Origin of the sequence: Neobacillus soli NBRC 102451, assembly GCF_001591665.1 — a bacterium.
GTDB classification, from domain to species: domain Bacteria; phylum Bacillota; class Bacilli; order Bacillales; family Cytobacillaceae; genus Neobacillus; species Neobacillus soli.
This window is the reverse complement of the sequence record NZ_BCVI01000005.1, coordinates 1-14,596: the sequence shown is the minus strand read 5'-3', so window position 1 is coordinate 14,596 and position 14,596 is coordinate 1. Positions and strand designations below refer to the sequence as shown.

Annotated in this window: 20 protein-coding genes; 5 read left to right on the top strand and 15 right to left on the bottom strand. The window is 34.7% G+C overall.

Annotated features, from left to right (window positions below):
- Positions 1-226: 226 nt before the first annotated feature.
- Positions 227-1,714 carry an ATP-binding protein gene (locus BSO02S_RS01575; protein ID WP_235846832.1) on the bottom strand — a complete coding sequence of 496 codons (1,488 nt, stop codon included), beginning with the start codon at positions 1,712-1,714 and terminating at the stop codon, positions 227-229.
- A gap of 164 nt (positions 1,715-1,878) precedes the next feature.
- Positions 1,879-2,301 carry a hypothetical protein gene (locus BSO02S_RS01570; protein ID WP_066061386.1) on the bottom strand — a complete coding sequence of 141 codons (423 nt, stop codon included), beginning with the start codon at positions 2,299-2,301 and terminating at the stop codon, positions 1,879-1,881.
- Between the two features lie 249 nt (positions 2,302-2,550).
- Here BSO02S_RS01570 and BSO02S_RS01565 point away from each other — a divergent pair, with 249 nt between their 5' ends.
- A complete protein-coding gene (locus BSO02S_RS01565) occupies positions 2,551-2,898 on the top strand; it encodes a hypothetical protein (RefSeq protein ID WP_066061383.1) in 348 nt (115 codons plus the stop codon).
- A gap of 79 nt (positions 2,899-2,977) precedes the next feature.
- On the opposite strand, the gene BSO02S_RS01560 is transcribed toward BSO02S_RS01565, so the two are convergent.
- The 6 genes from BSO02S_RS01560 to BSO02S_RS01535 form a co-directional block, all read right to left on the bottom strand.
- Positions 2,978-3,283: a hypothetical protein gene (locus BSO02S_RS01560; RefSeq protein ID WP_066061381.1), complete on the bottom strand. Its 306-nt coding sequence runs from the start codon at positions 3,281-3,283 to the stop codon at positions 2,978-2,980.
- A gap of 30 nt (positions 3,284-3,313) precedes the next feature.
- Positions 3,314-5,407 carry a site-specific integrase gene (locus BSO02S_RS01555; protein WP_066061378.1) on the bottom strand — a complete coding sequence of 698 codons (2,094 nt, stop codon included), beginning with the start codon at positions 5,405-5,407 and terminating at the stop codon, positions 3,314-3,316.
- A 206-nt stretch (positions 5,408-5,613) separates the two neighbouring features.
- Positions 5,614-5,970, bottom strand: coding sequence for a hypothetical protein (locus BSO02S_RS01550; RefSeq protein ID WP_066061375.1), 357 nt, complete (start codon positions 5,968-5,970; stop codon positions 5,614-5,616).
- Positions 5,967-6,233, bottom strand: coding sequence for a helix-turn-helix domain-containing protein (locus BSO02S_RS01545; RefSeq protein ID WP_066061372.1), 267 nt, complete (start codon positions 6,231-6,233; stop codon positions 5,967-5,969). Before BSO02S_RS01545 ends, BSO02S_RS01550 begins: the two co-directional genes overlap by 4 nt.
- A gap of 19 nt (positions 6,234-6,252) precedes the next feature.
- Positions 6,253-6,465 (bottom strand): hypothetical protein, encoded by a 213-nt coding sequence (locus BSO02S_RS01540; RefSeq protein WP_066061369.1) that lies wholly within the window; start codon positions 6,463-6,465, stop codon positions 6,253-6,255.
- Positions 6,466-6,478: 13 nt separating this feature from the next.
- Positions 6,479-6,682, bottom strand: coding sequence for a hypothetical protein (locus tag BSO02S_RS01535; protein ID WP_066061366.1), 204 nt, complete (start codon positions 6,680-6,682; stop codon positions 6,479-6,481).
- A 247-nt stretch (positions 6,683-6,929) separates the two neighbouring features.
- Here BSO02S_RS01535 and BSO02S_RS01530 point away from each other — a divergent pair, with 247 nt between their 5' ends.
- The 4 genes from BSO02S_RS01530 to BSO02S_RS01515 are packed head-to-tail and all read left to right on the top strand — an operon-like array spanning position 6,930 to position 8,120.
- Positions 6,930-7,298, top strand: coding sequence for a hypothetical protein (locus tag BSO02S_RS01530; RefSeq protein ID WP_066061363.1), 369 nt, complete (start codon positions 6,930-6,932; stop codon positions 7,296-7,298).
- 27 nt (positions 7,299-7,325) lie between these two features.
- Positions 7,326-7,598 carry a hypothetical protein gene (locus BSO02S_RS01525; RefSeq protein WP_066061360.1) on the top strand — a complete coding sequence of 91 codons (273 nt, stop codon included), beginning with the start codon at positions 7,326-7,328 and terminating at the stop codon, positions 7,596-7,598.
- The gene (locus BSO02S_RS01520; protein WP_066061357.1) at positions 7,595-7,864 is read left to right on the top strand and encodes a hypothetical protein; all 270 of its coding nucleotides are present in this window, start codon (positions 7,595-7,597) and stop codon (positions 7,862-7,864) included. Before BSO02S_RS01525 ends, BSO02S_RS01520 begins: the two co-directional genes overlap by 4 nt.
- A 19-nt stretch (positions 7,865-7,883) precedes the next feature.
- Positions 7,884-8,120, top strand: a complete 237-nt coding sequence (locus tag BSO02S_RS01515) for a DnaA N-terminal domain-containing protein (protein WP_066061355.1) — start codon at positions 7,884-7,886, stop codon at positions 8,118-8,120.
- Between the two features lie 58 nt (positions 8,121-8,178).
- On the opposite strand, the gene BSO02S_RS01510 is transcribed toward BSO02S_RS01515, so the two are convergent.
- The 7 genes from BSO02S_RS01510 to ablB form a co-directional block, all read right to left on the bottom strand.
- On the bottom strand, positions 8,179-9,654 hold the full coding sequence (locus BSO02S_RS01510) for a recombinase family protein (RefSeq protein ID WP_066061352.1): 1,476 nt from the start codon (positions 9,652-9,654) through the stop codon (positions 8,179-8,181).
- A gap of 38 nt (positions 9,655-9,692) precedes the next feature.
- Positions 9,693-9,794 carry a YodN-related protein gene (locus tag BSO02S_RS28700; RefSeq protein ID WP_501193480.1) on the bottom strand — a complete coding sequence of 34 codons (102 nt, stop codon included), beginning with the start codon at positions 9,792-9,794 and terminating at the stop codon, positions 9,693-9,695.
- A gap of 123 nt (positions 9,795-9,917) precedes the next feature.
- Positions 9,918-10,142 (bottom strand): YozE family protein, encoded by a 225-nt coding sequence (locus BSO02S_RS01505; protein ID WP_174524213.1) that lies wholly within the window; start codon positions 10,140-10,142, stop codon positions 9,918-9,920.
- A 142-nt stretch (positions 10,143-10,284) separates the two neighbouring features.
- A complete protein-coding gene (locus BSO02S_RS01500) occupies positions 10,285-10,569 on the bottom strand; it encodes a YokU family protein (RefSeq protein ID WP_066061346.1) in 285 nt (94 codons plus the stop codon).
- 11 nt (positions 10,570-10,580) lie between these two features.
- Entirely contained in the window at positions 10,581-12,002 is a 1,422-nt protein-coding gene (kamA, locus tag BSO02S_RS01495; protein ID WP_066061344.1) for a lysine 2,3-aminomutase, read from the bottom strand.
- 142 nt (positions 12,003-12,144) lie between these two features.
- Entirely contained in the window at positions 12,145-13,539 is a 1,395-nt protein-coding gene (locus BSO02S_RS01490) for a sigma-54 interaction domain-containing protein (protein WP_066061342.1), read from the bottom strand.
- A 64-nt stretch (positions 13,540-13,603) separates the two neighbouring features.
- Entirely contained in the window at positions 13,604-14,458 is an 855-nt protein-coding gene (gene ablB / locus BSO02S_RS01485) for a putative beta-lysine N-acetyltransferase (RefSeq protein ID WP_066061339.1), read from the bottom strand.
- Positions 14,459-14,596 lie beyond the last annotated feature (138 nt).

Here is a 14,596-nt window from a genome sequence, read left to right as displayed (position 1 = left end):
ATAAACGTCCATAGTCTAAAAATGCCGAAAAAGCGACCTCGTTAGGTCGCTTTTTCATTGTCCCATATCTCTTGCACTTCCTTAATATATTCAATCTTCCTATTATTTTGATGCACACCATCCAAAAACCATTCAATATATTTGTAGAATGCTCGGCAGCCATTTAAGACAATTTTGTTTTGATTATACACCCTGTTGTACTAATTCATCATTTAGTCGAAGGTATTTATTTATATGACAATTGCTTTTTCTTTTTATTCAATGCATTAATGAGCTCAGTCATGAATTCTGGATTATTTACAATAAGCAACATTATTTGTTTTCTTGCACGGGTAACTGATTGATAAAGCATCCGTTCCGGATCATAATGATTTTTTCCTTTTACAGCAAGACCACCATCTTCATCATAGTAAAAAGTAGATCCTACTAAAACAAGAACCTTATCAAACTCTTGCCCCAGAACACCATGCGCATTTAATCCTCTGTATAATCTCATTCTTTCGATTATATACCCATTCCAATTTTCTCCGGTATAGTCGATAACCTGCCATCCTTCTATTTCCAATCCTTCTGCAAATCCTCTAGCTCGATCAATATCATCAAAGTAGTGAATAGATATATTATCGGTATTATTGCAATGCTTCATATGATTTAAGTTAAATAAACCTTTAATAAAAGCACCAAGCTCTTTATTTGTTCTAATCTTTTTACTTAATTTATATACTTCACAATCATCCAAGTTCATGAGTGTACCTTTATTATCGTAATCCCACTCTTGAATGGAGAGAATTTGTTTTGGATCAATTGAAAAAATACAAAATATATCATTTTCTATTACATATTTAATAAGATAGTCAAGTTGGTAAGGTCTCATTCTTTGAGTCTCATCAACAAAAATATATTGAGGTTTGATTTCCTCAATCCTTTTACACGCTTTAATAGGAATGATGTTCCATTTATATTGTTGATTCAATATCAAATGCCCCGTATTTAAGGTTCCTGTGTGAATAATTACAATTTCATGATCCTTTTTAAATTCTTTAGCTAAATCGTAGAGCAACAATGTCTTTCCTGTTCCTGGTAGACCCTCAATAATTTTAAATTTTGCGGAACTTTTTAATATGGCATTCTTAAACTGCTGTTGTTGTTTGGTCAAAAAATAAGAGCCAATATTGAATCTTTCACTATCATTGAAGGGAGATACAAGATAATCAGAAGGATCAAATAAGTCATCTAAATTCGAATGGTGTTCGACCTTTTGACTGGTCAAAAGTTTTTCAAATACCCCAAAATCTATTTGTTGAAAGTTATCATCATCATCTAGTTGATATAGACTGTTATCTTCTGCAACATAAGTAAACGACTTTATTTTCTTGCCTAAGGAAGTTAAATAATATCTATTCTTAATTAGTTGTGCCTTTGCATCATCTATTTTTAAGATGGATTTTATTTCAACATTTAAGATATAGTTTTCTCCAAATCTAAGTAAATCAAATTCTTTGTCTATTTGAGGTATCTTGTAACCCAAATAAAAATAACCAAAATATTTATTTTCAATTGTTAAGTTAGCTATAAACTTTGAAATCTGCTCTATTTCATCTTTTCTTAAATCAAAATCAAAAAAGCTCAGAAGTTCATTAAAAGTTTCTTTTGCTAAAAAGTTATAACTGCTTATTAAAGAGTTTAAATCCATTGGTTTTTTCAAAAATCTCACCCACGCATTTTTATTTACTTTATTTAGTATATATTACCATACAAAAATATTAATAATGCTTCGAGCAGGAAAGTTTATATCTTAGTTTTACAAACAAAAATGTGAAATACATTCGGTATTACCCGAGTGTATTTCACAGACATAAACTCCATCATATAATCATTTTACAAATTCTCATTGGCTTTATTCATTGCTTCTACTAGATTATCTTTAAAAAACAATGGTGCATTAGGTTGGTTTCCATAATTCCCCGATACAAAAGTCATAACTAACTTTCCAGCTTCTATTATAAATTTCGACTCTAGAACCGTTTTATTCGAATTAGATCTAAACTGGTACACTAATTCATTGCCGTCAATAAATGCTTTCACACCTTTATAAGTATTTTTCGCTATCCCATTTATCACACTCTCTTTAAGTCCACCAAATGATTTTTCTTCATTAATTACAGCATCAGAAGCAACTTTTGTTATATCAGAAACTGCCTTAGATGAAATAAAAGGAATTTTCCCCTTTTTAGCATACCCAAGAACTATCGTTGTTGCCGCTGCCGCAACAAGAGACCAACCCGTCTTTGACATTTTCATATCGCCATTTTCTCCAATTTCAATTTAAATAGATTTCCGTATCATCAGAACAACTGCGTTAATGTGACTTGGATTCGATTCAGTTCCAAATTTATCACTAGTATATTGACAATTATATCAAAATTCTCAATTATTTGTTTCACTTACAACGAATATGCTTTTAATTTTCTGTTTCAAACTTAAATATTTTTCACATAGTGATGATAAAGTATGCATAATTTTTTAGATTTTACTAAAGATAAATAAAAGGTGGTGTTTGCAATTTCAAATTTCCTGGATGACCTTGAAATTTCAAATGTTTCCCAAAGATTCATAAACGATTCAACTGGACCCTGGGATAAAGAGAACGATTTTTATTGTATTGACTTTGAAACTAAAAATGTAAAATATTACATAGTAATTGCTTTAGATAAAGATGGTGTTTACTATCCTGAAATTATATGTCATGAAGATGAAGAAGAAAAAAACTGCCCATTTTGTAAGTCCTTCGATGTCTGTACCGGATTATCGCCTTATGCTTCCGAATTATTTGAACGATTAAAAGAACAGACCCCTGGAAGAATTATATGGCTATATACTCCATACAAAATATTATAAAACACTTGAGCAACTCAATATTGAGATGCCTTCATTTTTTAGTTTCTAATTAAAAAAAGACTGATGAGTTTTTTATTCATCAGTCAAAAAAGTAGCGGAATTTATCATCCTGTGCAAGTTCCTCAATATCTTTTTTGTAACACCATCTTTTTAATTCATATCCAGACACTTTTCGTCGCGTTGGATCCTGACTTTGTATTCGACCTTGTTTCTTGAGACCTTTAGAAAACCAATCCCGTACGACTTTTGGGGATCTTCCAAATATTTTACCTATTTGCACAGGAGTTAATTGATTTGTATCATCAATAAAAAAATAATAATCAGGAACAGAAACCCCTATTTCTTTTAAGCGCCTTTTATATTTCATAAAATCTTCGAATTCCATTGTTTTTCTCCTCTCCTAGAAGAAATTGACCTACGCTAAATGTTCCTTAATTTTCTCAAGCTCATCCAACCAGTGCATTCTTTTAGTAGCCCATTCCATTGCATTACCCTCACTTGGCGGTTGAGTAGTGGAATTCAAGAGATCCTGTAATTCCTTATACCTTGCAGCCAAATGTTTTTCTTCCTCGGGGCTCAATCTCGGTTTAAGAGCATCAGGACTCTTTTTATAAACATCATTAATTTTAATTTTGTCCGTTTCTATCATAATCGATGTATTTTCATCGATTTTAATCATTTTCTCATATTTTTCTCTATACAGGTGCTTAATTTCCCACTCTCTAAGAGCTGGTAACTCTAATGGAAAATTGATACTTATATTGATAATGGCTGTATAGGTATCGATTATATCTTTATTTCGATAATTGGATTTTCCAATATCACCGGAACTTGAATGATGAACTTGGAAATCAGCAACAAAATCAGTAAACTTACTAAGTTTTGGTTCGACGATGGCTGTTTCTATCCACTCGTTTAGCGAATGCCTTCCATCATGATAGTGTAAATATTTTTTTTGGTTAGAAGTTAAGAAACCACACTCGCCACGAGTCTCTCGTATAAATTTTTGAACCGTTTGTTTTGTGGTCGGTTTGTCAAACCTCTCTGGAAATCTGGAATCGCGAATTAAAAAGCCATGACCTGTTTCATAAACTTTTTTTCCGAAAATGGTAGTAAATGTTCTTCCAGCATCCTGTTTATGAGTTTCAAAAGGGCACTTTTTGTACAATTCTTCCAAGTATTCGTTTATTAACTTCACTGTTGCTGGCGGAATTAGTTTACCCCTCTCTTCTGCGCCTCCATTTTTACCACCTTTACATTTCGCAGCAGGAAGGAAGAGCCATCCAAATCCGTTTTCATCGGTTTTTAAAAATCCATTTTCATCAATCCAAAAATCTTCTACGGCAACCAAGGTTGTCTCCTTGGCGCGTAGACCCAAACGGAAACCTAATTCTAATGGAACTAGTTTGTAAATTCCATATTTTTCTTCTACCCTAGCATATAACTTTGCATATTGCTCTCTGGTTAAATAAGATTTTTTCTTTTCATCAGGTGCCGGTTCAAAAATAACAACATTATTAAAAACATCAAGAATTGCCGTTTTTATATCTTCAAAATCCTCTTGCATTCGGTATCTTTCTTCGAAAGACGTTTTATTTTTACGTTTCTCTTTTTTTAGTACCTTTTCTTTTTTCATTAAATAAAAACAATAAAAAGGTTTTAAAACATTTAGCAGATGTTTTTGTAGAGTAATGTCGCTATACTTTTCACTTAGCAGGCTTACACATTCTTCATCAAAATCATCCAAACTAAATTCGGTATTAGAAACTTTTTCTAATTCCAAAATTTCAACATCATGTCCCCAAAAAAACTTTAGTTTGGTATCTCCATCGAATTGTATCCCCTCTATAGAGGTTATGATATCGAAAAAAAGGTTTTTAAGCGCCCGCCGATGGGCTTCTGCGTTTTCTTCCTTAATAAAACCTTTTTTGACCAATGAAACTCCACCAATACTGATACCAGGAGTTTTTGATAGGCGGTGTCTGATATATTCATGAATGGTACTTAAAATTTCATTTGGCAAATAATTATCGTATAGAGAAAGAAGATCGTCGGGGCGGTGCACCTTCTCAGAAGGAATTGCGATTTCTTGTTCCTTGATTCTATTGAGCAAATCATCAACATTGTATAACATTGTTGTTTTGCCATAAGGGTATGCAGTTAGCCCTTTAATTTTTCCTTCTTCTATCCAGACTCTTAAAGTATTAGCAGCCATTCCTAAGAGCTTCGCAAAATAAGGAACAGGTTTATGAGCTTCTAAAAAATCAATTAACTTTTCCCCATCGATTGCGTACTTTGCCGTATTAGGATTAGTAGTTTTTTTTCGTTGGACGTCAACACCAACCTTAAAAACCATCCCTCTGAACCAATCTGGTGGGTTTTCCACCATATATTTAAAGACTCCGTTTTGCATAATGCCTTGATGAGTTATGTCTCTCAAAACATAAAATTTTCTACCCATACTTTTTTCTAACTCTTCCCAAGTAGGAATTTTATCTGAAGAATTCATAAATTCACCCCACTATAGTATGGACACGACACGAACGTTTTATCCCATTTTTTCACCGCGTTTGTGGTTGAATGCCTACATAAAATGGAACAAAACGTGCGAAATGTGTGTATCGTACTTTTCGTTCTAATAAAAGTTATATCAAATATAGAAATTCATCAAGAAGTAAAAAAAGGAAATGGAGATAAGTAAAATCTCCATTTCCTTTAAATTCCTAATTCTTTGCAAAGCTTGTTAAATTTATCTTGGATCAATTTCAAGTCTTTACTATCAACTTGGTTTTTATTGTTTAATTTGTTAAGCAAGTAATTTATTTCATACTTTTCCTTTTTAGGATTTATAAATGCAAGATCACTCAATAGTTCTATCTTATTCTTTTCAAATTTAATTAAGCTGCCTAGATTTCCTTTGTTTCCACAATCACAGCTCCATTCAGTTGTGCCCGCATTCATTTCTATTTTAAAACCACAATGGAAACAAGAAAAAAAGATAACATCATCAATGATGTAATAATTCACCCTTTTCTCTTTTAAAAAAGCTAGAGCGTGGAGTTTTAAACTCATGAAATAGTGTTCTCCTTCTTTTTACTTCGACTATGGGAATCCAACATAAATTTTTTAAAATCGTTACCCAGAATCGTATATTTGCCTCCAAAACTATATGAGGGTAATTTTCCTTTTCTACACCATCTTCTTACAGTTTCTTTGCTCCTGTTTAATAATTCAGCAATATCCTCCGGTGTCAGCACCGATTCATCCGGTATCGCTTTAAATAATTTATTTAATTGTGGAGTTAATCCAAGTTTCTTCTCAAATTCATAATTCAAATTCATTACCTCCATTATTTTAAGACATTGTCTCAATTAGTTGATTTATTAAAACCTCAGCAGCAGCTTCTGGAGTATCAGACACAAGCAATTCATCCATTGTAAATAAAATAATTGTCCCTGTTTTTTTAATGGTGAATCCAAATCCATTAGAACCTATCCCAACACTTACATCTGATTGGAAATGCTTCCTCAATTCCTGACCCACGATAATTAAAAAATCTTCTTCCATCTATCAACACCATTTATTCGATTTCCTTCAACAAATTTTCAATAGCTTGGTTGAAGAAATGTGTTTTGAAACCTTTACCTTTTTCTGTAGAGAGAGCATTTACTTTATCCACCAGATCATTCCTCATTAAAAAAGTGGTTCTAGTATGGGTATCTTCTACTTTTTTCTTATTCTTTTTTTCATAAAATTTATCAAAAACGTCATTCCTCTTTTCCAAAAATGACACCATCCTTAACGAGATATTATCAGTATGACCATTTATGTAATACTTAAACGTAATTTTTAATATATTTTTATTTTTTCAGTAAAAATATAGGTCCTTCGTATCTTAAAAACTGTCATTAACCTTGATTTGATACAGCGATTTTTATCCTGGTATTTTTTCTCTTAAATTTCCTACCCAAAATGTCGTTTGCAATCATCTCCTTCCCACTGCTACCTTTGGGATAGGAGGAGGTGTTTATTTGAAAGGTTTCACGCTGTATCAAATGCTGCTTGCGTCAGAAAAATCCCGCAACTTACTTGAATTGAAATTAGATTTGTTAAACCTAAAACATACCGGTCTATTGTTCTTCATGGAAGATATACTGCTATTGAATCCGGAAGAGCGCTTTGAAGTGTATCATGCGAAATCACCTGGTATTATTCCATTCCGAAATGCATTTCCAATCGACAAACATGAGTTTGTTAACAACAAATGTAACTCAAAAAGCTTTGCAGCATTTTTAAAAGACAAATATTTTAACTATTACCAAGAGGAAGTAAGTGATGAATCAATAGCAATGTTTCAAAACTGCTTTATGGGACAAGAGTATGCTTGGATTTATAAATGAAATAAGGTGAGGAGCGAGGAAAAACATATGAATTCACCCAATATAAACAGAATTCTGATCATGAACATAGTGGGTCGCTTAAAAGAGAAAATTAATATATTACTGCCCGGAAAAGAGCTACAGGAGCCATTCAAAGTCGTGTGGTCGGCAAACCATAATAATCTAGAGGTATTAGAGCCTGGTATTGCAACTCCACGAATAAAGGGAGAAGAAGGCGTTAAAAAGTGGCTTCAAGAGTTACCTGCGGACATTACTTTTTGGATTGAGCCATTCGGAGATGAACAGGAATATATAAAATGATAGAGATGGATTTAAATAAATGGAATTTGATTGTATTGGATGTGAGGCATTATCCAAACGAATCGATGATTGAGGGTGAATTATTATTACAAAGTGAATTTGTCTTATATCGAGTTAGATTTAAAATATGGTTTACATCTGATTTAAAAACGGTTATAAAACCAATCGAAAAAAAGCACTCATTATCTTTTTTAAAACATATCGAAAATAGAATATATAAAAATCGGATTGATATTATTTGCGGAAATTGGGATGAAATCGAATAATTTATAAGGAGAAAAAAACATGGAAAAACAAATATGGAATAATCTATTGCAAGAAATCAAAAAGAAAATCAATAATCCACAATTTGAAACATGGATTAAACCTTGTGAGCTTATCTATCTGGATGATAATAAAGTTGTGATACGCACTAAAACAGAATTCTCTAAAGACTGGTTAGATGAGAGATATACAAATTTAATCAGTGATACACTTGAAGAATTGACAGGGATAAAAAAAGATATTCAGTTTATTTATTAGAAAAAATGGTTTGTAATTAATATAAAAAGGAGCGACCATCGCTCCTTTTTATTTTCTATTAAAGCCATTCAATTTCTATTGTGACTTCGGGAGGTTCTTTTTTGGTATTATGGTCTGCTGTTGCATTTGTCGAGAACCATATTTTCTTTATGAATGTTTTAAGGAAAGTATTACACTCTTCAGCTTCCAATAAGTCTAGATTATTTAATGTTTTAATGCAAAGTTCTAATCGCTCTTGTTCTTCTTCTGTATGATTTAAATTTTCTAATTGAATTGTAATTAATTCTTTTTGCTGCTTAATTTGATTTATCTTCTCTTCATTTTCCTTACTTAAATCTAAAAAGTCTGTTTTCGTAATTTCTCCATCCATTCGCATTATTTTTAGGTTTTTTTCTCTGTTATTTAACTTTTCTAACTGTTTATCAAGGGAATCCATTTGAACAATTAATTTCTTTTCTTCATTAGATGTATCAGAATCTTTTAATTTTGATAATGCTTGACGAAAGTCTACCTCTTTTTCCTTAACTTTTTGGATAACAAATTCTTCAACAGGCTGATACTTAATACCTTTATCTTTACAGGCATTATTGCTTATTTTGTATGAACATGTCTTAATGAAATCCGTACCGCTACCGTCCGTTTGAATGTATCTTTTTCTACCGCAGTGATTACAAAACAGTAAATTTTGAAGCCTTCTAGTCGCCTTCTTTTTATTAAAGAAATTGCCTGTTGTATTTTCATCCAATATTTTTTGAACTTCTAACCAGTGCTGTTTCGAAATGATGGGATCGTGAGCAGCTTCAACAAATACTTCATCTACTACTCTCCCATTGACTCTTCTGCATGCAGCCACAACACCGTAATAAACTACATTCCTTCTTATAGAAGAAATATGGGCGGTGGTTAACACATTTCCATTTCTGCTCTTCCAACCAAGCATAAATAATTGTTTAGCAATTTCATTTGCAGAGACTCTATCTTTCGTTTTTTCGAAGATGTATCTAATAATCCTTGCTTCTTCCTCAACAATCTTTAATATTTGATTTTGGTCCTTTTTATACCCCAAAGGAACTTGATTACTCATCACCCATCTGCCTTGTTCCGCGGCAGCAAGCCGTCCTCTACCTAAACGCTTTCTGATTTGCTTATACTCAAAATTTGCCAACATCGCTTGAACTGAATATGTCATCTCACTAGTTTCTTGGGTCAGATCGATCGTTCCAGTAGGAGTCAAAATTTTTATGTCATGGGCAATCAGCATGGTCTTTATATATTCTGCGTAGGCATTGTCACGAGAAAGTCGGTCAATATCCATCACAATTATATAATCATACAGATCCAAACTCTTCAACAATTTGTTCAATTCAGGTCTTTCCGTGTTTACACCACTAGAAATTTCCTGATATAGGTCAAAGCTTAAATGATGTTGATTTGCAAGTTTAATTAAAGCCTGTCGATGACTACTTAATACCTCCTCGATGTTTAATTGTTCTTCGTTCCTTGACAAACGTAAATAAATAGCAGCCAAAGACATTTTGTTTTTACCACTCCTTTGATATGTAGTATACCCATTCAAAATTGGAAAGTTACATCTGTTACCCTGCCCACTGTACCATAGATTGTAATCACGACCGTATCACCAATCTTATACTTCGGTTTTTTCCTATTCGCCATGTCCTCCCATCCTCTCAATTGTTTAGTCGTGAATTTTGATTACAATAGTATATGCACAATTAAAGATATCGCTCTTTATAAAAAGAAAAAATCGCCCCTGGAAACGTGGCGATAACATTTAGCTTATATTTTGCTTTCAGAAATCAAATATTGCTGCCATGCTTCATCAAATACGGACATTGATTCCAAGTAATGACCACTCAGCTCAAGATAAGAACTTAGCTCATGGTAGTCCTCGGAAACTTTAGGAAAACTATGGTCTAAATAGGCGTGATTAGCGAAGGCACTAATCGCATCCTTTGGGGCAGGGTGCCTATATTTCATTAAAAAATGATAAAATGATTTAATCATACATAAACGCCTTTCTTATCTAGATTCGGTACGTTGTATTTCTATGAAATACTATAACGGATACTTGCGATATCGTCCAGCATTTCATAAAAAGCTACAAAATGAACAAAAGCAGCCTTGAAATCAGGCTGCTGATTCATTATGAGGAAAAATCAAAATAATTTTTCTTCAATAATCTTGGGATACTCATTAATTCTTCAAAAGTAATTACTTTTCCAAGCTGTTTACAATCAATTAAATATAAATGATTCTCTATTTCTTTTACAATCGGTTCACTCTGATAAATCATGGCACAGTCAGGGCATGATAATGTTGGGGTTTCAGTGATTTCGATTGCTCTTGTTCCATCGGGCAGTTCCCAATACACCGAATTGGTTTTTCTTTCTATATTCGTGCTCCCGCACCATTCACATATATTCTCCACTAAGACTCCCCCTAGTCCTTTATCTGATCAACTTCATGCTGGCTTGCCATTTCCTTTTGTGTCAATGCTTTATATTTCTTATCCTTTAACTCATCCCGTTTACTTCGCTTATCCTTTAGCGAGGAATGGGCCGGATCTTGGATGTAGTCCTTGCGCCGATTTAGCCTTGACAGGCCTTCTGGCACAAGATTAAAGTGTTGATCATTCATAATACCGGCGATACCGGCAAGAGACCTTTTTTCCTCCATATCGGGGTAAACCTCTTGGAAATAGCCCTCCGCCCTTCCAGGGATATAATTTTCCGGCTCTGGATAGGAAGTGATTACACCTTCAAAATTACGCAGGACGACCTTCTCAGGACTTTGCGAGAGTAAATAATTGGGCTGAAGTGCAATTTTCCCACCGCCGCCAGGTGCATCAACAACAAAGGTCGGGACAGCGTATCCTGAAGTGTGGCCGCGAAGCCCCTCAATAATTTCAAGACCCTTAGAAACAGGGGCACGGAAATGGCCAATTCCTTCTGACAGGTCACATTGATAAATGTAATAAGGGCGGACGCGAATTTTTACAAGATCATGCATTAGTTTTTTCATGATTGGAACACTGTCATTGATTCCCGCAAGGATAACAGACTGGTTTCCAACGGGAACACCAGCATTTGCAAGCATTTCACAGGCTCTTTTTGAGTCCTCTGTAATCTCAATCGAGGTATTAAAATGAGTGTTAAGCCAGACGGGATGATACTTTTTCAAAATATTGCACAGGTTTTCAGTGATTCTCTGCGGGAACACAACAGGAGCCCTCGTCCCAATCCGAATAATTTCAACATGGTCGATATCCCGCAAGTTTTTCAGGATGTATTCCAAAATATTATCATTAATTAGCAATCCATCCCCGCCAGAAATCAACACATCGCGAACTTGCGGCGTTTCCCGGATATAGGCAATAGCAGCATCGAGTTGTTTCTTAGGTACACCCATCCCTATTTGCCCTGAAAAACGCCTTCTTGTACAGTAACGGCAATACATCGAACATTGATTGGTTACTAGAAAGAGGACACGGTCAGGATAGCGATGTGTCAACCCAGGTACCGGCGAATCCTCATCCTCATATAAAGGGTCTTCAAGATCATATTTCGTTTTATAAATTTCTTTAGAAATAGGCACCGATTGCATTCTAATTGGGCAGCGCGGGTCATCAGGATTCATCAAGGATGCATAATAAGGTGTAATATTTAAGGGGATGGTCTTCGTCGATATTCTGACGCCCTCTTCTTCATCTGGGGTTAAGTGAATCACTTTTTTTAAATCTTCTAAGGTGCGGATTGTATTCGTTAATTGCCAGAGCCAATCGTTCCATTGCTCTTCAGTAATATCTTTCCACAGCTCTATATCCTTCCAATGCCTTTTAGGTTTATATAAAAATTGTTTCATTGTGAATTCCTCCCATCTCGCTATACTAGATACCTTGCAAGAATTATGCCAACTACTTAAAATAGCGCTGGAATCACCTTTTGTTGAAAATTCCTATACTTCAGTCTCCTTTAAATAAAAAAAGCGCCGGAAAATCGGCAGCTCACTTTGTAATTTTTTTCATTTTATATTGTAAAGTTTGCCTTGGAATCTCTAAAAGCTTCGCAGCTTGGTTAATGTTCCCATCGCACAAGTCAAGGGCATTCGTGATCAGTCTTTTTTCTAATTCTTCGATATTTTTTCTTAATGAAAGACCTTCGGATACCCCGCCATAACCTTTAGCAGGGGCTGCTAGATGTCTAAGCATGATTGGTAAATCTTCATGTCTTAACATTCCCGCTGCACAAACGTTCATCATATATTCAATGGTATGCTTTAGTTCCCTGACATTGCCAGGCCATTGGTAGTTCAGGAAGAATAACTCCAGCTTTTCCTCAAGCCCCTTAATATTTTTATCAAGTTTTTGATTATATTCCTTTATATAATAATCCGTTAAATAAAGAATATCTTCTTTTCTATCTCTTAGCGGTAACAGTGAAAAAGTGAAGACATTTAAGCGGTAATATAGGTCTGAACGCAGCCTTTGATCCTGGAGGGCCTTGCTTGGATGGACGTTCATCGCTGCGATAACCCGAACATTAACAGAGATATTCTGCGAACCCCCAACCCTTCTAACCATCCCATCCTCTAGGACCCTTAAAAGCTTTGCTTGTAATTCAATCGGCATCGTATGTAATTCGTCAAGAAAAAGCGTTCCACCGTCTGCAAGTTCGAACAACCCTTTTCGATCAACAGCTCCTGTGTAGCTTCCCTTTGCCGTGCCGAAAAGAATACTTTCAAGCAAGGTTTCGGGTATGGCCGCACAATTTTGGGCAATAAATGCCCCTTCCCTACATAATGATTCTTGATGAATCCCTTGAACAAATAACTCTTTTCCCGTTCCAGACTCACCATAAACGAGGATGGGAGAATCTGATTTTGCCAGCTTCCTAGCTTCGTCCTTCATGCTGATAAAGGTGGGGTTAATTGTCTTTAAATCATTAAAGGTATAGTTTACTTGCTTCAATGCCTTTTTCTTACTGTTATTTTTCAAGCCCTTTTGTAAATCTAATAATCTTTCTGCAAGTATCTTCATTCGAGAGTAATCTTTTGCAATTTCTACAGCACCAATGATTTCTTTCCCTAGAAAGATTGGCAATGTAGTATTAATTGTATCAATCCTTGTTCCATGTAAATTCATATAAACCTGTGTTTGATTGTAAATAGGCTTAGCTGTTTTAATCACTTTAAGCAAGGTACTTGACTCTTCCGTTAGGGAAGGAAATGCATCAATTAAATACTTCCCCTGAACTTCCTTCACATCCATACCATCGTGCTTTGCGGCCACATCATTATAAAAAATCGTTTTTCCTTCTGTATTGACTACATGGATTCCTTCATCAATCCCTTTTAGAATAGCTGTAAGAACCTCTTGCGTTAAAGCGGTTAATTGGAGCATTTATTTCACCTGCCCTTCTAACAAATGCTAGGGTGCCGAAAAGTTGTCACGTGAAGCCGAAATCTTAGCGGTTTGCCAGATTCTTTACCCACATATTCATGTTTTCCAACTTGTCATAGATATAGCAATTATTCATTAATCTTCCCCGGTACGAGTATCCGAGCTGAAATAAAACGGCATTCATGCCAAAGGATAACGACCTCGCTATCGAATAAGCACAAAAAATTCCTTGTCTTTTCAGTTCTGCTTCAAGTTCCTGAAGAATAATTTTCATAAGACCATATTTCCTATGTTCTATTAATGTTGCACAATCTGTTAATTCAGCATTCTTATAAAAGGAATTAATTTCGGCTGATGCAGCACTGACAATTTTTCCTTCATGAAAAAAGACATAATAGATTGTCCCCTCCTGCATCGTTTTTGTTACATAATCGGGATCATGCAATGGGGTAGGATAGATTTGGAAGACTTGACGGTACAATGCTGCTAGCTCCACAGCACAATTTTCGTCGGCCTTTCTTAATTCATATTCCTTTGGTGGATAGGCTTTTTGAATAGATGTGTCTAATTGATAAATATTTTGGATCATCCCATCCTCGGTCAGCCAGTGGTCATTTTTCTTGCGCTCAGGAGTATAGAACTTTGAATAGAAATGGGCATCCGAACCAAGAAAATAGCGCTCAACAACTGCCTCAGGCTGAAGGCCATTTTCAAAAAAAAGCAGAAAATCTTCACTGCGCCCTTTAATAATTAACTTTTCGGCTTGATGCTGCTGGACAAGTTCTTCGGCTTTCTTGAGAAGTAAATTTGTGTTTCCACGATAATCATCCACACGGATACGTTTATTAAAAGGATCTAGATAAACCTCAAGGAAAAAATTATTTTCCTTAAGATAAATGGTGGATGCCGTTAGGTTCATCGAATTCACTCCTTCTTCACATTATATTTCTTAGATTATAGCAATCTTTAAAAAATGCCTGACTCTATCAAAAAAGCGCAAGCGCCCGTTTAGCGGCGTATGGACTGGAGCGCTTTGACTGAGATAAAGGAAACACGG